The sequence below is a fragment of the Pelagibacterium lentulum genome (genome assembly GCF_003992625.1).
Classification (GTDB): Bacteria; Pseudomonadota; Alphaproteobacteria; order Rhizobiales; family Devosiaceae; genus Pelagibacterium; species Pelagibacterium lentulum.
In genome coordinates, this window is sequence record NZ_RZMW01000040.1 from 125,656 (window position 1) to 146,861 (window position 21,206).

Annotated in this window: 22 protein-coding genes, 2 tRNA genes and 1 pseudogene; 15 read left to right on the forward strand and 10 right to left on the reverse strand. The window is 55.9% G+C overall.

Annotation, left to right across the window (positions count from 1 at the left end; translation table 11 throughout):
* The 5 genes and pseudogenes from EO133_RS20285 to EO133_RS13365 form a co-directional block, all read right to left on the reverse strand.
* Nucleotides 1-484 (reverse strand): annotated as a pseudogene (locus EO133_RS20285) (hypothetical protein); the annotation flags it as partial.
* Nucleotides 485-856: 372 nt separating this feature from the next.
* The gene (locus EO133_RS20425; RefSeq protein WP_188681848.1) at nucleotides 857-1,636 is read right to left on the reverse strand and encodes a hypothetical protein; all 780 of its coding nucleotides are present in this window, start codon (nucleotides 1,634-1,636) and stop codon (nucleotides 857-859) included.
* 559 nt (nucleotides 1,637-2,195) lie between these two features.
* Entirely contained in the window at nucleotides 2,196-3,245 is a 1,050-nt protein-coding gene (locus EO133_RS13355) for an NAD-dependent epimerase (RefSeq protein ID WP_127073151.1), read from the reverse strand.
* Nucleotides 3,242-4,609: a UDP-glucose dehydrogenase family protein gene (locus EO133_RS13360; protein ID WP_127073152.1), complete on the reverse strand. Its 1,368-nt coding sequence runs from the start codon at nucleotides 4,607-4,609 to the stop codon at nucleotides 3,242-3,244. The genes EO133_RS13355 and EO133_RS13360 overlap by 4 nt, the downstream gene beginning before the upstream one ends.
* Nucleotides 4,610-4,897: 288 nt before the next feature.
* Nucleotides 4,898-5,782: an EamA family transporter gene (locus tag EO133_RS13365; RefSeq protein ID WP_127073153.1), complete on the reverse strand. Its 885-nt coding sequence runs from the start codon at nucleotides 5,780-5,782 to the stop codon at nucleotides 4,898-4,900.
* An 80-nt stretch (nucleotides 5,783-5,862) separates the two neighbouring features.
* Between EO133_RS13365 and EO133_RS13370 the strand changes: the two genes are divergently transcribed.
* The 3 genes from EO133_RS13370 to EO133_RS13375 are packed head-to-tail and all read left to right on the forward strand — an operon-like array spanning nucleotide 5,863 to nucleotide 7,173.
* Nucleotides 5,863-6,351 carry a MarR family winged helix-turn-helix transcriptional regulator gene (locus EO133_RS13370; RefSeq protein WP_127073209.1) on the forward strand — a complete coding sequence of 163 codons (489 nt, stop codon included), beginning with the start codon at nucleotides 5,863-5,865 and terminating at the stop codon, nucleotides 6,349-6,351.
* Nucleotides 6,352-6,388: 37 nt separating this feature from the next.
* Complete coding sequence (locus tag EO133_RS20840; RefSeq protein ID WP_371870906.1) at nucleotides 6,389-6,586, forward strand: glycosyltransferase family 25 protein; 198 nt, start codon at nucleotides 6,389-6,391, stop codon at nucleotides 6,584-6,586.
* Nucleotides 6,587-6,591: 5 nt separating this feature from the next.
* The gene (locus EO133_RS13375; protein WP_127073154.1) at nucleotides 6,592-7,173 is read left to right on the forward strand and encodes a glycosyltransferase family 25 protein; all 582 of its coding nucleotides are present in this window, start codon (nucleotides 6,592-6,594) and stop codon (nucleotides 7,171-7,173) included.
* Between the two features lie 15 nt (nucleotides 7,174-7,188).
* Here EO133_RS13375 and EO133_RS13380 read toward each other — a convergent pair whose 3' ends face one another.
* The 4 genes from EO133_RS13380 to EO133_RS13395 form a co-directional block, all read right to left on the reverse strand.
* Nucleotides 7,189-7,995: a glycosyltransferase family 32 protein gene (locus EO133_RS13380; protein ID WP_127073155.1), complete on the reverse strand. Its 807-nt coding sequence runs from the start codon at nucleotides 7,993-7,995 to the stop codon at nucleotides 7,189-7,191.
* A gap of 7 nt (nucleotides 7,996-8,002) precedes the next feature.
* Nucleotides 8,003-8,893 carry a glycosyltransferase family 8 protein gene (locus EO133_RS13385; protein WP_127073156.1) on the reverse strand — a complete coding sequence of 297 codons (891 nt, stop codon included), beginning with the start codon at nucleotides 8,891-8,893 and terminating at the stop codon, nucleotides 8,003-8,005.
* Between the two features lie 61 nt (nucleotides 8,894-8,954).
* Nucleotides 8,955-10,103, reverse strand: coding sequence for an O-antigen ligase family protein (locus EO133_RS13390; protein WP_127073157.1), 1,149 nt, complete (start codon nucleotides 10,101-10,103; stop codon nucleotides 8,955-8,957).
* A gap of 769 nt (nucleotides 10,104-10,872) precedes the next feature.
* Nucleotides 10,873-10,947, reverse strand: a tRNA-Thr gene (locus EO133_RS13395).
* A gap of 442 nt (nucleotides 10,948-11,389) precedes the next feature.
* Between EO133_RS13395 and murA the strand changes: the two genes are divergently transcribed.
* The 10 genes from murA to EO133_RS13445 all read left to right on the forward strand — a co-directional run bounded on the left by murA (nucleotide 11,390) and on the right by EO133_RS13445 (nucleotide 18,248).
* A complete protein-coding gene (murA, locus tag EO133_RS13405; protein ID WP_127073159.1) occupies nucleotides 11,390-12,682 on the forward strand; it encodes a UDP-N-acetylglucosamine 1-carboxyvinyltransferase in 1,293 nt (430 codons plus the stop codon).
* Between the two features lie 123 nt (nucleotides 12,683-12,805).
* A complete protein-coding gene (locus EO133_RS13410) occupies nucleotides 12,806-13,237 on the forward strand; it encodes a DUF2948 family protein (protein WP_127073160.1) in 432 nt (143 codons plus the stop codon).
* Between the two features lie 13 nt (nucleotides 13,238-13,250).
* Nucleotides 13,251-14,543, forward strand: a complete 1,293-nt coding sequence (hisD, locus tag EO133_RS13415) for a histidinol dehydrogenase (RefSeq protein ID WP_127073161.1) — start codon at nucleotides 13,251-13,253, stop codon at nucleotides 14,541-14,543.
* 9 nt (nucleotides 14,544-14,552) lie between these two features.
* Complete coding sequence (locus EO133_RS20290) at nucleotides 14,553-15,512, forward strand: UPF0262 family protein (protein ID WP_164735011.1); 960 nt, start codon at nucleotides 14,553-14,555, stop codon at nucleotides 15,510-15,512.
* 231 nt (nucleotides 15,513-15,743) lie between these two features.
* Complete coding sequence (gene infA / locus EO133_RS13425) at nucleotides 15,744-15,962, forward strand: translation initiation factor IF-1 (RefSeq protein WP_024708546.1); 219 nt, start codon at nucleotides 15,744-15,746, stop codon at nucleotides 15,960-15,962.
* A 35-nt stretch (nucleotides 15,963-15,997) separates the two neighbouring features.
* Nucleotides 15,998-16,636, forward strand: a complete 639-nt coding sequence (locus EO133_RS13430; protein ID WP_127073162.1) for a Maf family nucleotide pyrophosphatase — start codon at nucleotides 15,998-16,000, stop codon at nucleotides 16,634-16,636.
* Nucleotides 16,637-16,639: 3 nt separating this feature from the next.
* On the forward strand, nucleotides 16,640-16,855 hold the full coding sequence (yacG, locus tag EO133_RS13435) for a DNA gyrase inhibitor YacG (protein ID WP_127073163.1): 216 nt from the start codon (nucleotides 16,640-16,642) through the stop codon (nucleotides 16,853-16,855).
* Between the two features lie 151 nt (nucleotides 16,856-17,006).
* A tRNA-Phe gene (locus tag EO133_RS13440) sits at nucleotides 17,007-17,082 on the forward strand.
* A 162-nt stretch (nucleotides 17,083-17,244) separates the two neighbouring features.
* Nucleotides 17,245-17,553, forward strand: a complete 309-nt coding sequence (locus tag EO133_RS20740) for an Arm DNA-binding domain-containing protein (RefSeq protein WP_308788778.1) — start codon at nucleotides 17,245-17,247, stop codon at nucleotides 17,551-17,553.
* A complete protein-coding gene (locus EO133_RS13445) occupies nucleotides 17,550-18,248 on the forward strand; it encodes a tyrosine-type recombinase/integrase (RefSeq protein ID WP_308788777.1) in 699 nt (232 codons plus the stop codon). Before EO133_RS20740 ends, EO133_RS13445 begins: the two co-directional genes overlap by 4 nt.
* A gap of 68 nt (nucleotides 18,249-18,316) precedes the next feature.
* Here the strand turns inward: EO133_RS13445 and EO133_RS13450 are convergent, their stop codons facing one another.
* Complete coding sequence (locus EO133_RS13450; RefSeq protein WP_127073164.1) at nucleotides 18,317-19,552, reverse strand: glycosyltransferase; 1,236 nt, start codon at nucleotides 19,550-19,552, stop codon at nucleotides 18,317-18,319.
* 105 nt (nucleotides 19,553-19,657) lie between these two features.
* Between EO133_RS13450 and EO133_RS13455 the strand changes: the two genes are divergently transcribed.
* The gene (locus EO133_RS13455) at nucleotides 19,658-20,440 is read left to right on the forward strand and encodes an ABC transporter permease (RefSeq protein ID WP_127073165.1); all 783 of its coding nucleotides are present in this window, start codon (nucleotides 19,658-19,660) and stop codon (nucleotides 20,438-20,440) included.
* On the forward strand, nucleotides 20,437-21,195 hold the full coding sequence (locus EO133_RS13460) for an ABC transporter ATP-binding protein (protein ID WP_127073166.1): 759 nt from the start codon (nucleotides 20,437-20,439) through the stop codon (nucleotides 21,193-21,195). The genes EO133_RS13455 and EO133_RS13460 overlap by 4 nt, the downstream gene beginning before the upstream one ends.
* The last annotated feature ends 11 nt before the right edge of the window (nucleotides 21,196-21,206 follow it).

The following is a 21,206-nucleotide window of genomic DNA, read 5'->3' on the forward strand; positions in this document are numbered from 1 at the left end:
GCTTATGATGTTTTTCGGGATCGATCAGAATGGTATCGAACGGCGTTACGTCTGTTGTCGGGTCGGAAATAACCGCGACATTCGCTTTGCCAAGGAGCGACAGCGGAATGCAGTCGCCTTCAAATGCAACAAGGGCGACGTGGGCAGAAAGCCTTTGGTGAAAGCGGATGTTACCGATCGCAATGATCAGCATGGTCAAGGGCATGGCTGCAGCGAAACCTGCAAAGGTGACGCGAACGCGCATGGCGGACAAATAGGTAATGGCAAAGCTGAAGAAAATCGCGACGATGACCGCTGCGGCAATAATCGGCGCTTCCTGGCGCCGAAAAGCGCTCAATGTGCTGGCTGATGCCATAGGGACCAATGTCAACACAGCCAAGACGGTTACTGCGGCCGGCCAGTCGGGCGTCACCCGAGTATAGAATGCGAGATAGGCTATCGATTGTAGCGCGATGGCAACCAACACTGGCCAGGAAAACGACATCACGTCCCGAAATATGCGGTGACTGCGCGTGGTGGCTCCGAGGTCTGTGAGATGTGAGAAATCGCTACCCGCAGGACGATTGGGGCGCTTTGATCCTTTGCGTTTTCTAGTCGGTTGTGAGGTCATCGCGATAGCGTTCCTGCGGTAGTTGCGATTTTATTTCGCGCACCAAGAAGGGATGTCCCGCAGGCCGATGTTTTTGTCAATGTGCGGCTGGCAGTTTGGTCTGTTTTGGGCGACTGCAGAACTATTTCGCTAATCGCCGTTTTACGTACGTGTTGAACACCCCATGGGTGGCATAGTGCGCAAAATAATAGGCCGATTGCGGCAAGCTTAACTTTTCTACATCCCGGTAGATTGACCCTGTGTACTTTACGGCGGTGACCGTGTTGGCCGAAACCGAACCGGTGCGGACGCGATATCGGGCATATATACTTTGCCAAGTTTCTCGGTGTCATAGATGGCGGTCAGGCAACCAATGACACAGGATTTACGCCAATGTAATGCGGCTGAGCATTGGCGTGATCGGACTTGACGTAATGAATAGGTCGTCCGCTGACTTTCCCAACCACATAGGGCAAAAGCCAGTCCCCAAAATTTCCGGGAGCCGGAGTGTCCCACCACAGTAGGGGGAACTGGCATCGCATTGACACTTCCAGCTTGGCGATACTCTTGAAATGCCCTACCCCACGACAATGACCTTTGCGCTGCAGATGCATCTTTCACCCGAGAGGCGGTAGTTCCCCACGTATCTAGATTTATATCACAATATGCCGCTGCTCGTTTCAGAAGAATGTTGAAATCTTTGACAGTAAAACTGCCTGATCCCGCTGCAGCGATCTGAGCCTTGCCATGCCCCATTATAGATTTTGCTTTACGTGCGACCTTCAATACCGGCTCTGGTGCATGACGCTTGACCAAGCATTTAACTTTTTCCGCCTGACGCATTTGGGGAATCGGCGATTGGTGTTGCACAACCGATCCTCTAAATTTTTCGTCATTTGTACTACTTCCAAGTCTGAAAAATTGGCTAGGACCTTGCTTTGCTAGTGACGAAGGGATGACCTGAAAACTTAACTCCCTCGCTTCCTGACGCCAAGCTTCTTCAAAGAAATAGTCATCAGTTGCATCTATATCAGTTTCTCGCTCCAATCGGGCCTCGGTCTGAAGAAACCGATTGGCGGCGCCACTGGTACCGATGCCAATAAAACAGGGCTCCCAAAATCTTTTTTTTTGCGAGTAACCTATATATAGTAACCTATATATAAGGGCGTGCTAAAATCCGCGCTGAAATCCGATTACATCCGCAGTTGTTTCATTTATAAATATTGGCCAATCATACAGCTCGCAATCTACATCAATCCAAAATATTCTTGCGCGCGGATTGGCAACGCCCATGTCGTGTAAAAACAGTATCTTCGACCGGCAAATCGAAGGTCACGTAGCTCCCTCAGGAATCTCCTTACGAACTATTTCATGCCTCAGTCCTAATCGCTCAACATTGTCCTTAAGTCTTATTGCGCATTCTTTATAATATCCACCGGGAGTATAGAATGAACAAATAAGAGGAGCTTCGACCAAAGACGTTTTCATGCCTTTCATATCCTTCTTGGCGCGGGGCCGTCTATGCAACGCTTCAAACGGACTAACCGCTGAATGCCTCGCGCAGTGTCTCCCGCGCAGACTCTGTCTGCTATGTATAAAATTTCTTTCAGCAAATCTCGGCAGTGGAGCGGTCGGTGGACACCTGATATTCGCGGTACCAATTTACAAAATTTGCCACGCCCTGTTTGACCGGCGTGCTTGGTGCATATCCTGTAGCCGCGGTCAATTCAGATGTATCTGAAAAGGTGTCCGGCACGTCACCGGGCTGCAGTGGCAATAGGTTGCAGATGGCCTTTTTACCCAGAGCTTCTTCAAGTGCCTCTACATAATCCCCCAGTTTGACCGGGTTGGAATTGCCGATGTTGAAAATGCGATAGGGTGCGTTCGAGGTGGCGGGATCGGGCTTGGCCGCATCCCAGTTTGGATTGGGTCGGGCTGGCGCATCGGAGGCGCGTATAACACCTTCCACGATGTCGTCGATATAGGTGAAGTCACGGCTGTGATTGCCGTGATTGAACAGATCGATCGGTTCGCCCGCGAGAATCTTTCTGGTAAACGTAAAGAGCGCCATATCGGGGCGTCCCCACGGTCCATAAACTGTGAAGAAGCGCAGCCCTGTGGTCGGCAGCCCAAACAGATGCGAATAGGAATGGGCCATCAACTCGTTGGCGCGCTTGGTCGCCGCATAAAACTGCAGCGGATGATCGACCCCGTCGTGCTCCGAAAACGGCATTCTGGTGTTCGCACCATAAACGCTCGAGGTCGAAGCATAGACCAGATGCCCAACCTCATGTTCTCGGCAGGCTTCCAGAACATTGGTGAAACCAACCAGATTGGATTGGACGTAAGCGCGGGGATTTTCAAGGCTGTAGCGGACACCGGCCTGTGCCGCCAAATGAATTACACGATCGAAATCGTGATCTGCAAAGGTCTGATCCACAGTGGTCTGATCGGCAAGGTCAGCGCGGACAAACGTGTAATCGGCACCCTGCGTGGCTCCGAGTTCATCGAGCTGCGCCAGGCGCGCTTCTTTCAAGGCTGGGTCGTAATAATCATTGACCACATCGAAGCCAACCACGCTGTCGCCTCTCTCGATCAGGCGTCGCGCAACATGATAGCCGATAAACCCGGCGCTGCCGGTAACCAGAACTTTCACGAAACCTTCTCAACCGCTTGCGGCTGGGCATAAGCTGGCGCCCGACCGATGGAAATATAGGACCATCCCTCTTTCTTGAGGCGTTCAGGTGCATAGATATTGCGTCCGTCGAAAATAAGGCGGCTTGCCATGCGCTCGGCCATCTCGACGAAATCAGGCGCCCGAAACTGCTGCCACTCGGTACAAATGGCCAATGCGTCAGCGTCATTGAGCGCTGCATATTTATCCGCCGCGAGTACAAAATCCTCACGCGTCCCGTAAATGCGTCTGGCCTCTTCCATGGCGACGGGATCGTAAGCGACGAGGCTGGCACCGGCCTCCCAGAGCGCTTCGATGAGCACCCTTGAAGGCGCCTCGCGCATATCGTCGGTATTGGGCTTGAACGCGAGGCCCCAGATGGCAATCCGCTTGCCCTTGAGCTTTTCCACGCCCCCGAAATGGGTTGCGATCTTGTCAAATAATGTTGTCTTTTGGCGGTTATTGACCGCATCGACAGCTGCAATCAACGGCGCGTCATAGCCAATTTCGGTCGCCGTGCGCCCAAGCGCCTGAACGTCTTTTGGGAAGCACGAACCGCCATAGCCCAGACCCGGATAGATGAAGTGATAGCCAATGCGCGGGTCCGCTCCGATACCACGACGCACTTCCTCGACATCGGCGCCCAGGCGCTCGGCGAAGTTGGCGATTTCATTGATAAACGAAATCTTGGTCGCAAGCAGCGCATTGGCCGCGTACTTGGTCAATTCGGCAGAACGGACGTCCATATAAAGCGTGCGATCGTGGTTGCGATTAAAGGGTTCGTAAAGCTCTTTCATCACTTCGCGCGCATGCTCGGACGCTGCGCCAACAATGATGCGGTCGGGTTTCAAGAAGTCGTTGACGGCCGCGCCTTCCTTGAGGAATTCGGGATTGGAAACGACATCGAACGCTAGTGCCGAATTCTGCCGTCCCAATACCTCGGTTAGCTTGGCGCGCACTACGTCACTGGTGCCCACCGGCACGGTCGATTTGACCACGACGACCTTGTGCGTGGTCATGTTCGAGCCAATCGATTCGGCTACCGCCAACACATATTGCAAATCCGCAGCACCGTTCTCGTCGGGCGGCGTGCCGACGGCAATAAACTGCACATCGGCATGGGAGACGGCTCGGGCGACTTCGGTCGTAAATTCGAGCGCACCTGCTGATAGGTTGCGCTCGACAAGAGCTTCGAGGCCAGGCTCGTGGATCGGAATCTCGCCGGAATTGAGCCGGGCGATCTTGTCTGCATCCACATCGACGCAGACCACGTGATGGCCGACATCGGCAAGGCACGCGCCCGTGACAAGCCCGACATAACCGGTGCCGAAAATGGTGAGTTTCATTGAGCGTTCCTGCGCCGATTTCAGACTCGCGAAGCTGGCTTACCCATTCCGGAGGCAGGACGCAACCTTTGCGGCAATCGTTGAAGCCCTGCGCCTATGAATTACGCGTCGAATGCACGCCAGATCTTGGTATATTGACGGCCGGTCTGTTGTTCCTTCCGGCGCGACTGAAGCATTGTGAAAGCGTAGGCGGCATCGTAAGCCACCCGCTGCAACAAATCATATGTCTTGGCCTGTCTGCAACGACCCTGCGGCCGACGTCGCCTGTTGCTCCAGAAACCACGAGTTTCATGCGGCTGCTCCTTTGTGACGTGCTATTGGAGTAGCACCCCGACCGGCCCGCTGACCGAACCACACGCTCAGGAAAACAATGAGGGCGCCAAGCCCTTGCAGAGGCGTGAGGGCCTGATCAAGTATGACCCAGCCGAGCACAACTGCGCTTAATGGGCTGAGAAAGCTGAAAGCTGTTACGGTAGGCGGCCCGAGTCGCGCGATGCCACGGAACCAAAGAACATAGGCGATGGCGCCGCCGATTAGGCCCAGCCAAATCAGGCCTGCGAGGTTGACGGCATTGGGCATCGGGAAGCCGGGCTCAAATACCAGCGCGGCGGGCAGGAGCAAGAGCCCCCCAGCGGTCAACTGCCATCCCGTAAAGGTGAGTGGCGATACGGCCGGCTGCCATACGCGGGCCAAAACGACGCCGCTGGCCATCGACAGTGCAGCGCCGAGCGCCGCAGCAATGCCTATCGGGTCTGGAGAGACATCGGGGCCGAGCACAAGCATTCCAACGCCCGCCATCCCTGCCAGCGCTGCGGCCACGCCGATCGGTTGAATCGCAGATCCCAGAAGTATGCGAGACAGTAACAGTACCAACAAAGGTTGAATCGCGGTCAGCGTCGCTGCAAGGCCACCTGGCAGGCGATAGGCAGCAACAAAAAGCAGCGTCAGGAAAATCGCAATGTTAAGGGCACCGAGCACAAACACCTTTGGCACCCAACCAAGCGGCGGCAGGCGTCGCGCGATCAGGAGCAGGAGTAGCCCTGCGGGCAGCGCGCGGAGCATGGCGATGGTTATGGGGAAGCCTTGCGGAAGCATTTCGGTTGTCACGATGTAAGTCGTGCCCCAGACCACCGGCACGATTGCCGTCAGTGCGAGATCGCGTGAGCGGGCCATGCCAGTCTCCGTTTTACCTTGACGTCAAGGTATATACCGAAAACCTTGACGTCAAGGTAATGTTCGATGATTATCATTACATGGACCAAGTCGACAGAATTCTCGCGCAATGGCGGGCTGAACGCCCTGACCTTGATGTTGGCCCCATGGGCACATTGGGGCGGATGAGTCGGCTCTACAGGCATTTGCGGGAAGGAATGGATAAAGTCTTCGCGGAACGCGGGCTCAGCCGCGCATCTTTTGACGTTCTTGCGACGCTGCGTCGGTCTGGCCAACCGTTTGCGCTCAGCCCCACCGAACTCATGGAATGGACGATGGTGACATCGGGCACCATGACCAATCGCATAGACCGGCTCGAGGCCTCTGGCCTCGTCGAACGCCGACGAAACCCCGACGACAAGCGCGGCTTTCTCATTGGGCTGACAGGTGCCGGTCACGCGCTCATCGAAGATGCCGTCACCGCGCACGTCGCCAATCAGCACCGCCTTACGAGCGCACTCAGCGATGATGAACGCAAAGCGCTAGATGCGCTCGTTGCCAAGTGGCTCGCAGCGTTCGAAACAACCTGATACTTGAATAGCCCCGAGTTTCGTGGACATTATAATAATGCCGATTTTCTATATCAATCTTGATCACCGAACCGATCGGCGCAAGCGCATGGAGAGCCAGTTGAGCGCACTGGGCTTGAATGCAACGCGGGTTTCAGCAACAACGCCAGATCAACTGAGTGCGCAAGAGCTCGCGAGCTATTGCGACCCTACGGGCTTCTGGTCCATTCGGCCCAACGAGCTCGCTTGCACATAAGTCATATGCGCGTTTGGGAACTGATTGCCCAAGGGGCCCATGCGCGTGCCTTGGTACTGGAAGACGATGCCGTGCTTTCCCAGAAGCTGCCTGCCGTACTCGGTGAGCTTGAGACACTCGACTATGATTTGATCCGCATCGAGGCATGTTGGCGAGCGCGCGTTTTTGCGCCAATCGGATCGCTAGCTCATGGTGTCCTGGTGAGACCATTTCGATCCACGCCGGGCGGAGCAAGCGGCTACATTATCTCGCGCGATGCAGCCAAGAGACTTTTGCGCGATGAAGCGGTCAAGCAGCGTCAACTTGATCTTGCCCTTTATGATCCGTTTCGGCAGCCAGGGCGAGGTTTGTCGCGCGTGCTTCTCGATCCGGCGCTGGTTATTCAAGAAGGCGATATCGCCGGGGCAGATCGTCAGTCAGGTGTTGCGAGAAGCGATATCATTCTGGCTGGCAACGAGAAGCCGGCCAACCTTTCGCTGTTGGCGCGACGGTTTCTTGATCGCGCTTGGTTCAAGACTTGGAACCTGATTGATCACATCTGGAACTTGGCCCGGAAAATCGAAACCAAACCGATAACCTGGCAATAGTCTCGTCGGGCAGGGCTAGATTTTGAGCCGTTTGATTTCCCGATCGAAAAAACTGTCGGGCTCGGGCGCCCGCAGAGTACCATTCTTGCGCCCTGTAAGAGCGCTGTTCCAGATATGAACGCTTAGCGTCCTGGCTGTTATGTGGCTTTCCAGAGCACTCCCGGACTCGAGCAAGTGGCCGGTATCGCCGTAATCGAGCGGATAAAACACGTCTTTGCTCTGAATGAAAGACTGAAGGCCCAATGCATGGATATAGTGGTTCAGGGGCATGGGACCAGTGGCGCCGAATTGCATGTGATGGACAGGCAGCTCTTCGCCCAGTGAACGGCGTAACCGTATTTCGAGGTTACGCCAGACGGGTAGGCCAGGCGGTATCTCTCCGCTCGAAAAAACGTTGAGAAGCTTGTTCAGCAGCTCTCCCGGCGGACATGCAAAAACCGCCTGGTTGACCTGCGCTTTAAAGCCGTTGCGCCAGTACGGATGGTTCTCATAACCGAAAACATACTCGGGCAGTGCGGTATAAGGCTTTACGCAGTAAACGTCAGTATCGACCCAAATACCTTGTTCCAACTCCATGAGTTTGAGGCGAAACAGGTCGGCAAAAACCGCTGGTGTACGGTTCCCCTTATAAAAAAACATGCTTTCACGTGGCAGGACCGTGCTGGCGTCGCAATTTTCGATACCAGCCGGCAGGCCGTGTATCTTTTCGTAGCTAAAGAGCTTTACGCGATGACCTTTTTCCAAAAAGGACGCGAGGCAGATCTTGGCCAAATAGGACAACTCGCCGTGCCAGAAGCTGCAAATTACCGGAAGCGAATTCATAGGCGGCCTAGCGCTTTAGAAATGGAAGGCAGGACGCCAGACGTTTTCTCATCCGTTCACGCCAAAAGGAATAGAAAACGTCGTTTGTCATAACATGACGATAAAGCCTGGCGAATGCCACCCGTGAAACAAGATTCCAAGGTTTCCGGGGGCCGGTAAAATGCACGATAAACGGATCGATTGCCTGATGGGCTGGCAGCGGATCGATGAGATTCCAGCGAGGATCAAGTTCGAGCCAGTCATTTTTGAAAATAATGTTGAGAATATCCTGGTCGAAATAGACGCGAGCCATCGTCCCGTCTTGGATCATGGTTTTCATGCGTTCCCAAACATTCGCTTGGCGCCATTTCTCCAGATCAATCAGCATCATCCCGGAATTAAAATATCTGTCGGCGGAATCGAAAAGATCTTTGTTTCCAGTTAGGTCTCGGCCCATGGAAATAAAGGGAAACCATGAATCTCTAACTGCACCGAGCGCGCGGCCATCCAACGGGCTGTTATAAAGTCGCTCGATTGCCTCACGCACCATGACATCACAGTCGAGGTAGATGGCGCGTTCTGCAGATTGAGGTATGAAATAGTCCAGCATCAGGCGCGCATAAATAACAGTACCAAGGCGCCTGCTGTCCTTGAGGCCGGAAAGTGCAGACTGGAATCGCTGATCGGTATCAAGATCGTGCCAGACAAGGCTGGCACCGAACTCGCGCCCTATGTTGTCCAGGCGCTGCCGCTGTCGGTTTGAAATACCTTTGCAGCAAAGGTGGAATACCAGGTCTTCGCGCCTTGTGGTGAAAAGACAGACGGACCGCATCGTCGCAAAAGCAGGAGCCCAGAAATTACCATCGAAAGCAAGAGCGACATGGATGTGGCTGGACGAAGACCGATTGGATGAATGCATTTTGGGGACCTAACCCGGCAAGAAAAGTTTGAGAGACCGGCAAATATGCCAAATGAGGTGTCTAGCGCGCCTCGCGTGCATTTGCCTGCTCAGACCCCACGGCGAGAAATGCTATTGTCATGAAAATGAGAAAGGTTTTGGGCAACTCGACCATGAATAGCACGTCAGTCAGCCCTCCCGCGAAAATACCGACCAGAATAATTGTGACACCATAGGCTCGTGCGGCAAACTGGGGTGCGGTCTTCATATGCCATAAGCCCAATATAGGGGCAGCATAGATCATGATATAAGCGCAAAGACCGAGAATACCCATGCCAAGCGTCATGCTTAATGCCTCGTTATGTATATAACCCCAGCCTTCGCGATCATATCCGGCTTGGCCAAAGGGCGAGAGAAACGGATAGGCTGCGGTGAGCTGATTATGCCAGCCTTGTCCGAACACGGGCGCATCAAGAAAGGCAGGAAGGAACGCACGATACTGCTCCAGTCGGTAAGCCATAGAAGTATCAGCTTGCGTATCTCCCATGACTGCCCGGAACGCCCGATCAAGCCCTGCAACAGCGCGCATGGCATCGGTTTCAAGGCCAAGCGTTATAGCTATTGCCACCCCGCCAACAATTGACACGGCAAAGATGCCGATAGCGAGCTGACGCAACTTAACTCTTCCAAACACAACAAAGAGCAAAACCGCTGCAATCGAGAGCATCAGAAGTGACGGCAGAGAAGCGCGTGTGCCTGTCATTAAGGCAGTGGTAATGCCCAGTACCGGGCCGAGAAGAAATGGCGCGCCGCGCAGATCAGGTCGGACAAAAAAACCGCCCATCGCAACAAAGCCAATAGTCAATGCGAGTATTGAGTAGTGGATAGGACTATTTTCAATGCCTGCTGGCCGCCCATCTCCTAGGATAAAATACTGAAAAAGCACAACAGCCAGACCAACAAAGCTCCCGGTCAAGGCCATCGTGAACAGCCGGTTCAGCCAAGCGGACTTGTCCAAAGCTTGAAATGCAATCATAGCTGGCACGACAAGTAACAGTGGCAGGAAATCAAAAACGTAAAGGAGACTGTCGCCCTGAAGAGCGCGGTAGCCTATTGCAACCAACAGCAAACCATAGGCGATCAGTTGCAATCGAACTGCTGGATGCATAAGCGCGTTCGAAATGGCGGGCCAAGATTTGGGATTGGCGAGCGTAATGAGCGTCGCTGCCATCGCGAAATACGCTACATAATTGCCGAGACCGCAGGCAAATATCAAAAGTGATGCGGCTACGAGAAATCCGAGCCAACAGTTTACATTGTTCAACAGCGCCCCGATTCAGCTCACGCCCGGCTTTCCAATGTTTGCCAGTACCCCACTGCAGCCGCGATCGCAAGGCGGCCAGCCAAATTGTGCCGGCAAAACAGGCCGTTTCAGTTCTTTTCGGAAACGCTTCTCTTGGCCTACTGGCCAGTTGATCAACTCGCAACACAATGATCACCTATGTGCGTTACTTCCGAGCGCGAAGCCAATGCACGATCACAATACGAGCCGCGCTGCTTTGAGCTTTCGTGAGTTCCATCAAGTGCAAATCGATAAACTCGGCTACTCAGACAGCTCAAAGGACAACAAATACGTAGCGCGCACCAGCGACCGAGCAACTTATCAGTCTCTTAGTTGCACGTTCATCAGCTTGGCATATCGAGGATCCAGTAAGCACAATCCCGTTGTCAACCAGCTTGGCGGCGGGAAAATGTCGCCGGCCTATAACCCGGCGTCGCTCATTATCTAGCCCCCGACCAACTTTCGCGAACCGTGCACATGTTCGCAATGGCAAACAAGTGATTAGCACGCTGGATTAACTCTCTCAGCGACGGGCTGCGTACCGGAACTGTACCAGCACTTATGCCAACCAGTGCCGCGCTGTGCCGAGTTGTGCATAGAACGACGAAAAGCCCGACGCGAGGTCAGGCTGAAAAAGGCTGGTTTTCTGGGCTTTTGATGGTGCTGCCGGAGAGATTTGAACTCTCGGCCTCTCCCTTACCAAGGGAGTGCTCTACCCCTGAGCTACGGCAGCACATAGGCAATATCGGCAGGGCCTGCGAACAGGTGCGCTCCGAATGCGCGCCGTTACTGCCACAGCGCCGTTATGGACGCAAGGGCAAAAAGCTGCCATTTGAGACACAAATATTATCGGTGTGGTGAATCGGAAATGGCGAACCCGGATCGCAAACAAATATTGGCCGCAAAGTTGCGGGAAAATCTGCGGCGTCGCAAATCTCAAGCCAAAGCGCGCGCCCAGACCAACGAGGGCGACGCCCCTCAGATATCCGATCCGAACGATAAGAAAGATACGCCCGCCATTGACCGCCCTGCCCCAGACAAAAGCGATTGATCGGTTGAACTGGCACAGTGCCCGATCGGTTGCGCTTACCCATGCGCTGGGATACCAGAACCCTCTTGTTCATTTTGCCGATGCAATCGCGATATCGGCGCCCACCACTTTCAAGGAGTAGCCCATGGACCGCATTCGACTCGTCGGCGGGAACGAACTGAACGGCGAAATCCATATTTCGGGTGCGAAAAACGCTGCCCTGCCCTTGATGATTGCTTCGCTGCTGACCGACGAGCCGCTGGTCCTGCTCAATGTGCCGCGCCTTGCGGACGTCAAGCAGCTCGAACGCATTCTCGAGAACCACGGTGTGGATATTGCCGTTCACGGACGCCGTCGCGGCGATGCGGAAATGGGCGGCCAGCGCATCACCTTTACCGCCGGGGATATCGTCGACACCACGGCGCCCTACGAACTCGTTTCCAAAATGCGTGCCAGTTTCTGGGTCATCGGCCCGCTTCTGGCGCGGGAAGGAACGGCACGGGTTTCCCTGCCTGGCGGTTGTGCGATTGGTACACGACCGGTCGATTTCTATCTCGATGGCCTGCGCGCTTTAGGCGCCGAAATCGATATTGATGGCGGCTATGTTGTCGCGCGCGCGCTCGGCGGACGGCTCAAAGGTGCGACTGTTACCTTCCCCAAGGTCTCGGTGGGCGCGACCCATGTCGTGATGATGGCTGCAACCTTGGCCGATGGTGTAACCACAATTGAAAATGCCGCCCGTGAGCCCGAAGTGAGCAACCTTGCCGAATGCCTCAATGCCATGGGCGCAAAGATTTCCGGCATCGGCACGGATCGCTTGGTAATCGAGGGTGCCGAAAAACTGGGGGGCGCGACCCATGAGGTGCTGCCCGACCGGATCGAAACCGGCACATATGCCATGGCTGCGGCCATGACCGGAGGCAACGTGTTTTTGCGCGGCGCACGACCGGAATTGCTGCAGTCGGCCTTGAGCGCTCTGGGCGAAGCCGGAGTGAATGTTTCGCAGGAGGATGGCGGTGTCCGGATTATCCGCAATGGCAACGGATTGCTGCCGGTCGATGTGGAAACCGATCCTTTCCCCGGTTTTCCGACCGACCTTCAGGCCCAATTCATGGCTCTGATGACACGCTCTGCAGGTGTTTCCAAAATACGCGAAACGATTTTTGAGAACCGTTTCATGCATGTGGCCGAACTCGCACGTTTCGGCGCGAATATTCATGTGGATGGCCAGACCGCAACCGTTACCGGCGTGCCCGAACTCAAGGGCGCACAGGTGATGGCGACCGATTTGCGCGCGTCTGTCTCTCTGGTTATTGCCGGTCTTGCGGCGCAGGGAGAAACGGTAGTCAACCGCATTTACCATCTGGATCGCGGGTTCGAGCGTCTCGAAGAAAAGCTCAGCCGGTGCGGCGCCGATATTGAACGGATAACCGGATAAGGCCAGCCTCTTGCAGCACGCATCGACAATGCCCAGATGTGTGGTCAACAGGTGAGGCTTTCCCCGCTTTTTTATTTGCTCTACATGCCTATAAAGAAGCGGCCGTTCAAAATTGGATAGATGATGACCGATCTCAAACTACTCGCGCTCGACAGCGAAGACCTTGATGTGCTCTCCGCTCACACACAGGACGCTGTCGTGCGGGTCGGAGATATGGGCTATGCCAAGGCCGATCGCAGGTTCGTGCTGCTTATGAACCGCTATGCGTGGGAGGCAGGCGACAAGCGCGGACGCGGGCAGCGCAAGCGGGCGGGGCTGCATTTCAATTTCGTCAATAGCGCCCATGCCGACGGGATCGACCTCAAGGCTCGCGATGGTGTTCTGGAACTTCTTGCAGTGAGATTTGAAGAAGGCGAAGCTCCATCCGGACAAGTCTTGCTAACCTTTGCAGGCGGTGGCACGGTGCGGCTCGATGTCGAATGTCTCGAAGCTCGCCTTCGTGATCTCGGCGGCACCTGGGCAGCTAAAGCGCAGCCCAATCACGACCTTGATTGAGTAAGATTATTTCATGCCTGTTTTTCTTGGCAGTTCAGATGCCGATTTCGATGCGCGTTTCGATGAACTTTTAGGCTCCAAGCGCGAAGCTTCCGTGGAAGTTGGCGATACAGTCGCCCGTATCATTGCCGACGTGCGCGAAAAGGGTGATGCGGCAGTGCTCGCCCTCACAGAGAAATTCGACGGCCAGTCGCTGACGCCCGAAACGATGCGGTTCTCCGACACGGAGATCGATGCTGCGTATCGCGATGTGCCTGCCGACGTGCGCTCTGCGCTTGAGTTGGCGCATGAGCGGATTACCGCGCATCATGAAAAGCAGTTGCCAAACGATCATATCTATCAGGATCATCTCGGCGTTACGCTGGGCACCCGCTGGACGGCAATCGAGGCTGTTGGCCTTTATGTTCCCGGCGGGCTGGCGTCCTACCCATCTTCCGTATTGATGAATGCGGTGCCGGCCAAGGTCGCTGGCGTTGATCGGCTTGCCATGGTGGTTCCTACCCCCAAAGGCGTGGTCAATCCCGCCATTCTGGCGGCAGCAAGAATTGCGGGTGTTACGGAGATATATCGTATTGGCGGCGCCCAGGCGGTCGCAGCGCTTGCCTATGGCACCGAGACGATTGCTCCTGTCTATAAAATCGTTGGCCCTGGAAACGCCTATGTCGCGACCGCCAAGCGGCAGGTTTTCGGCAAAGTCGGTATCGACATGATCGCAGGGCCGTCCGAAGTGCTTGTGATTGCCGACGATTCGGCCAATCCCACGTGGGTGGCTGCCGATCTTATTGCTCAGGCCGAGCACGGCGCCGGGGCACAATCGATTCTGATGACGACAAGCCAAAAGCTAGCCGATGCTGTGGTTGCCGAAGTCGAACGGCAGATCGCCACCTTGCGCGCACCGGAAAATGCGCGGCAGGGCTGGGACGATTTCGGCGCGGTTATTGTCATCGATACGCTGGATCATGCCGTCAAGCTGGCCAACCGCATCGCATCGGAACACGTTGAACTGGCGCTCGACGATCCACACCCAATGATACCGCGCATCCGCAATGCTGGCGCGATTTTCGTCGGACACCATACGCCAGAAGCGATCGGGGACTATGTGGGTGGCTCAAATCACGTGCTGCCGACCGCCCGTTCGGCGCGATTTGCATCGGGATTGGGGGTGCTCGATTTCGTCAAGCGCACATCGATCCTGCAATGCCCTCCCGACGCGCTTTCAGAGCTTGCCAAAGCAACGGTCTCTCTGGCGGAGTCCGAGGGGCTTGAGGGGCATGGACGGTCGGTTTCCATCCGGCTGAACCGGTAGTCGATTGTGATGAACAAACGACCTTTCGATCCCCGGACCGACAAGATCGTCACCGTCACGCTCGACCCCAATACCATCACTTCGGTGGACCCCGATGAAGTGCATGAATGGCGCGTTGCGAGCTACGACCTTATCGATTCCAACACCTTCTATCCGGCGAGGGTAAGTGCCAGTGGACCTTACGCGCTGCACCTTTCGATCATTGCGAACCATATCGTACTCGACGTTCGCGATCCCGAGACGTTTCGCCCCATCGCCGCGCATTACCTGTCTTTGACCCCATTCCGTAGCCTGATCCGGGACTATTTCCGGGTACGCGAAAGCTATTACCAGGCGATCCGATCGGCTTCGACATACCAGATCGAGGCTGTCGATATGGGCCGACGCGGGCTACATAATCAGGCGGCGCAATTGCTGATAGAACGGCTGGAAAACAAGTTGGTCATGGACCTTGAGACCGCGCGCAGGCTTTTCACGCTGATCTGCGCGGTTCAGCCCTATGCAGCGCGGATACCGGAAACCGAAAGCGAATTGCCAACCGTGCTTTTTGTCTGCTCTATGAATTCTGTACGCTCACCCATCGCAGCGGCGCTGGCGCGCAAACGTTTTCCCGGTCAGCTTGTTGCCCGTTCTGCCGGTGTTCGATCAGGCAAAGCCGATCATTTCGTCCACCAGGTTATGGAAGAAGTCGGCGTCGATATGTCGGTTCACACTCCCCATACGATGGACGAGCTGATGGCGTCGAAATTCGACCTGATCATAACATTGGCTCCCGATGCGGAGAAAGCTGTCAATGAACGAGGCCTTGAGGCCGACGCAATAATCCACTGGCAGGTCAACGACCCATCGGAAAATGAAGGCACGCGCGAGAGCATGCTATCGGCCTATCGGGAACTGCGTGACGATCTCGATATACGCCTACGCAACAGTCTGCCAAAATTTATAGGACAAAGCGACGCGAGAGCATGACTTTCACCCCCGTGGCGCTGGAATCGCACTCCAGGTTTTCGTTTGGCCGTGAGATCGACCCGGAAAGTTTGCAACTTTTGCCTCATCGTCACTGCAAGGCAAATTGAAGCCCTTTCATTTCCGATAAATCCGGTTTAGTTTGCGCGCCAATTCGCCGAGCGAAAGTTTTATCGCGTTACATGCAAAGGTGGGCAGCCGCTTTTGCCTGTATTGCTATTGTCAGGAGAAAGAATGGCAAAGGAAGAAGTTCTCGAGTTCCCGGGCGTTGTGGTTGAATTGCTTCCCAATGCGACATTTCGCGTGAAGCTGGAAAATGACCATGAGATTATCGCCCACACCGCCGGACGTATGCGCAAAAATCGCATTCGTGTTCTGGCCGGTGATAAGGTTCTTGTTGAAATGACGCCCTATGATCTGACCAAGGGCCGCATCACCTATCGCTTCAAATAGCGCGTATCTGCGCCGCTTGACTGGAAGTTAGCCCCTTGTCCCGACGCCCCGAGCTCATTCTCGCCTCGGCCTCTCCACGCCGCCTCGCGCTGCTCAATCAGATTGGGATCGACCCTGAGCACCTGATTCCCGGACATGTCGATGAAACACCCGAGCGCGGTGAATTGCCTCGCCGGCTCGCACAAAGACTTGCCCACGCAAAGGCTGTCGAAGTTCACCGGAAAGCCAAGCAATCCGGCCTGGCTGAAAACGCTCTGGTTCTGGCGGCCGATACGGTCGTGGCGGTCGGACGGCGTATCTTGCCAAAAGCCGAAACAATGGATGAAGCGGCCGCGTGCATGAGACTGCTCTCGGGGCGCTCGCACCGGGTTTTCACCGGCATGTGCCTGATTTCAAGTTCAGGGCAGGCAAAGCACAGGCTCGTCGATACGCGCATCCGGTTCAAAAGGTTGTCTGCGAAAGAAATTGAGGCCTACCTCGCCAGCTGGGAATGGAACGGCAAGGCGGGAGGCTATGCGATCCAGGGCATTGCCGGCTCATTTGTGGTCAAAATGAGTGGCTCGTACCATGCCGTTGTCGGCTTGCCGCTGTTTGAAACCGTCAACCTTCTGGCATCGGAAGGCTATCCCGTGCATTTTAACTGGCTCAACCCGGCAAACCTTTCGGGGGTTTGACCCATGAGCAACAACGTGACCCGGCTACGCCAGCCCAAGCCCTGTCCGATCTGCAACAAGCAGTCGGTGCAGGTCTATCATCCATTCTGTTCTGCCCGCTGTGCCGATGTGGATCTCAACCGCTGGCTCAATGGCTCCTATGTGGTTCCCGGCAAGCCAAGCGAAGAAAACGGGAATGAGCAGCACGCCTACGGCGAGGATGAGGACGATAATATCTGATTGCGCCCATTGCATCTTTTGCACAGGATAACCGTTTCCTTACAAAAACTGCGCCAAGGCTCAAATTTTGCGCCTAAGGGTGCTGGACAGCGCAGAAGCGACGCCCTATAAACCGGCCACCAACATGGAACGCGATGCGTTTCAAACGGATGCCCAGATAGCTCAGTTGGTAGAGCAGCGGATTGAAAATCCGCGTGTCGCTGGTTCGATTCCGGCTCTGGGCACCATTCCCTTTTCCCAAGGCATCTTATGGCGCCCCATAAGGCGAGAGAAATCAACACGTTAGCCGGAATTTTCCGCCCGTGTAGTTCCGCCCTATCTTATTGCAACGCAGCGATTTTTGGGTAACGATTTTCCTGTACCCGCGCCTTTCGGGAGGATCGTTACCCATGCCGCTCTCCGATATCGCCTGCAAAAGGGCTAAGCCCAAGGACAAGCCCTATCGCCTCTCGGATGGCGACGGGCTTTATCTCCGCGTCCAGACAAACGGCTCGAAACTCTGGCAATTGCGCTACCTTTATCTGGACAAGGAGAATATCCTCTCCTTCGGACAGTACCCGCTGGTGTCGCTTCTCGGCGCGCGGGGGAAGCGCGACGAGGCCAAGAAGCTGTTGATCGCCGGCATCGACCCCGCCGCCAGACGCAAGCAGGAGAAGATCACCGCCATCACCGAGGCGCGCGGCGCCTGCGCGGCGTGATCGGTGGCGTCTTCCGGTTGGCGATCGCCACCCTGCGGGCGGAGACCGACCCGCCCCTGCCTCTCCGGAGTGCGCTGCTGCCGCCAAAGGTCACGGGCCGCGCCGCGATCGTCGACGAGCGGAAATTCGGCCGACTGCTTGTGGTGATCGATGAGTATGACGGCTGGCCGACGATCAAGGCCGCTCTCCAGTTCCTCGCCCTCACCTGCGTCCGCCCCGGCGAGGTCCGCGGCACGACCCGCGACGAGTTCGACGTCAAAAAGGCCGTCTGGCATATCCCGGCCGAGCGCATGAAGATGCGGGTACCGCACGATGTGCCACTTTCCAAGCAGGCGCTCCGCGTTCTCGGAGAGGTCTGGCCGCTTTCCGAACACGGCTGCCTGGTCTTCTCCTCGATCCGTTCGACCAGGCGCCCCATCTCCGAGAACGCCATGAACGCCGCGTTGCGGCGCATGGGCTACGGCAAGGACGAGGTGACGGCCCACGGCTTCCGGGTGACCGCCAGCACCATCCTCAATCAGCGCGGCTATAAGCCTGACGTGATGGAGGCGGTCCTAGCGCGTCAGGACAGAAATGCCATCCGGCGGACCTATAACCGCGCCACCTATTTCGACCAGCGGGTGGTGCTGATGCAGGAATGGGCGGGTTTGCTGGACGGGTTGAAGGCAAGCTGCTCAGAAAGAACGCAGGCATAGGCTGGCCTCGTGCAGTTCCGCGCAACCAGGGCCCACCTGCGAACACCGACCAGGTTCGATTGACTCGATCAATGAAGTGCCCGAGCAATCGTTTCAATGTGAGCGACGAAAGCGCCGTAGATGACATCCGCGTGGTAGTGCCTCTCGAACTGCTCTACGCGTTCTGGACGTCTGCGGGCGATGTCGGGATCTGAGAGTGCCGATGCGATCGCGGAGGCAAAGGTGTCCGGATCCGGACGGTCGAGCGCCCGCCCGCCGTCCGTCTCATTGTAGAACGTCTCAAGCTCACCTTTAATGGTAGCGATCTGGTATGTTCCCGCCGAGATATACTCGAAGGCCTTGTTCGGAAGGCCCTGAGGCGCATCGGGCCGGTAGGGCAAGAGGCCGACATCGGCGCGGCGCAGAATGGCGGCGATTTCGGCCGCGTCTATCCATCCGGGCGCAACGACATTGGGCAGCGCGGAAAACTGGGGCCTGAGCACATCGGCTTGAGGGCCGTCGCCCGCTATGACAAATAACGCATCCTTCAGGATCGGGCGCTTCACCGCTTCCAGAACGAGCGGAAGATCATAAGTGTGGCCCCACGAGCCGATAAAGGCGACGACCCGGGACGTGTCGCGAACGCCGATGCGCTCAAGAAATGCCGAAGCAGCAGCGCTGTCGATATCCGTGCGCGGAGCGTAACCGAGAGGAAAAATCCTGTCGTTCGGGGAAGACATGCGTCCGCCTTTCTCCAGCCCCCAATCGTGATAACCTTGTGAAATGCCGACGATCGATGTCGCCTTGGCGCATGCGAAACGCACCTGCCGCTCGAGCGGATAGAGCGCCAAGCGCGCCACCGGGCGCAGGATGGAAGGCATATGATCGGCAAAGAAGTCCGGCCACAAATCGCGGATGGAAAGAACGGTCGGGATGCCATGAGCGTCGCCGAAGGCAACCGCGGCGGCGGCGGCTTCCGTGGTGGGAATGTCGGTTACGATGACATCGGGACGTTCGGGGGCGGTCCTTGCGAAATGCGCGAATGCCTTGGCAAAGACACGATTGTGCCGGATACGGGCGAGGCTGATGTTTTCCCGATAGCCCGGCCCGGGCAGCACGGTGATCGTGAGATTGGGCTGCGGGGCGATCTCCTGCGCGCGGGGGGAGCGCTGCCGCTTCTGGTAATGGTCGAAGCTCGAGGTGATCCAGCGGGTGGAATGTCCGGCGCGAGCAAGCGCCTGCGCGAGCATCCCCATGCGCATAAGGCGCCGGTCGCCCGGATCGGTGGGGATGGGTTCGAGGTCGCGGATCAGCCAGACGATCATGCGGTGGAGCCAGATCTCAGCATCGGCATTGTTGCGCGAGAGTTTGCGTTTGCCGCGTAATAGGATAAACCACCCCGCGAAGAGACCATTGGCAGTTGGACATCAATGATTCTGTGGCGCCGCATCCGGCCATTTCTTTCGACATTCGTGCGATTTATGCACATCAGCTTCCTCGAAGCCAAGTCCGGATATCAGGGCACGCGGCTGGGGCTTTTGTGGCTTCCGTTTTCGACCCTGATCTTTACCGGCATGCTAACGCTTGTGTTCCGGCATTCCGACACGATGCCGATCGCCGATTTTTTCCTGTATGTGCTCTCGGGCTATACGCTGTGGCAATTTATCCAAGGATCGATAAACGGCAGCATCGACATCATTCAGAAAAGGCTCGAGTTTGCAATACACAATAATCTGACGCTGGCGGGGCTTTTCAGCAAGCTGCTCGTCGATAGGCTCTTCGAGTACAGCGTCAACCTCGGTGTACTGATCGTAGCCATCGTCGTTCTGCGCCCCGGTTATGTCGGGTGGGACCTTTTCCTCTTCGCTCCCTTTATCGCCATTATTGTTCCGACTTCCCTGGCGATCAGTTATCTGATCAATATCATTACGGTCTTCTTTCCTGACATGGCGACTCTGATCCGGACTGCGACTCGCTTCCTATTTTTTGCCTCACCGATTTTCTGGATCGCTTCTGAAGGTACGGGCGTACGCCAGTTTCTCTCGCAGTATAACCCGGTAGCTTATTTCCTTGGAATGGTACGGCAGGTATTCGGCGTAACTCCGATAGAAGCCTCTGCATGGATTGGCAGTATCGCTGTCTCCTTAGTTGTGTGCGGTGTCGGATACGTCGCGTTCTCGCGCTCGAAGGGCTTTGTGAGGAATATCAAATGAGCGCCAGGATCGATATCAAGAAAGCGTCCGTCAGCTACTTCCTGCGTAAGACGGGAATATCAAAAAATGCGACCGAGCAGGGTGCAGTGGGCGCGCAGATTCTTGTTGCCAAACACTATCTCGAGGTTACGGCTCTACGTGACATCTCGCTTTCGCTCAAGGATGGAGACAGAGTTGGTTTGATCGGCATCAATGGATCCGGCAAGTCGACGTTGCTGAAGCTGTGCGCCGGTGCACTGACGGCCCAGAAAGGAACAGTCGACATTGAAGGGCGCGTGAGCCCGCAATTTTCTTTGGGGTCGGGCATCAAGGCAGACCTTTCAGGGCGCAGAAATGCAGAGCTCAAATGCCTCTACATGGGAGTGCCTCAGCGTAATGTTCCCCAGTACGTGGAAGAGGTAAAGGAGTTATCGGAGCTTGGGGGATATTTCGAGCTGCCGATAAAGTCGTACTCGGCGGGAATGCGGTCGCGGCTCGTGATGAGCTTTTTACGGCTTGTCCGAGGGGACATCCTGATTATGGACGAATGGATCAATGTTGCCGATCCAACGTTGAATTCTACGGCCGGTGCGTTGCAATCGCGCCTAATCGACCGGTCGAAAATACTGGTTCTTGCCAGCCACTCGCGGCGTGTTCTTGAAGACTGGGTCAGCACGCTGGTCTGGCTGGACAAGGGACGTATAAAGGCTCAAGGGCCCATAGAGGACGTCTATGCCGAATACCAGGCGTGGATGAATTCTCGGAAGAAAGTTTAGCGCCGTACGGT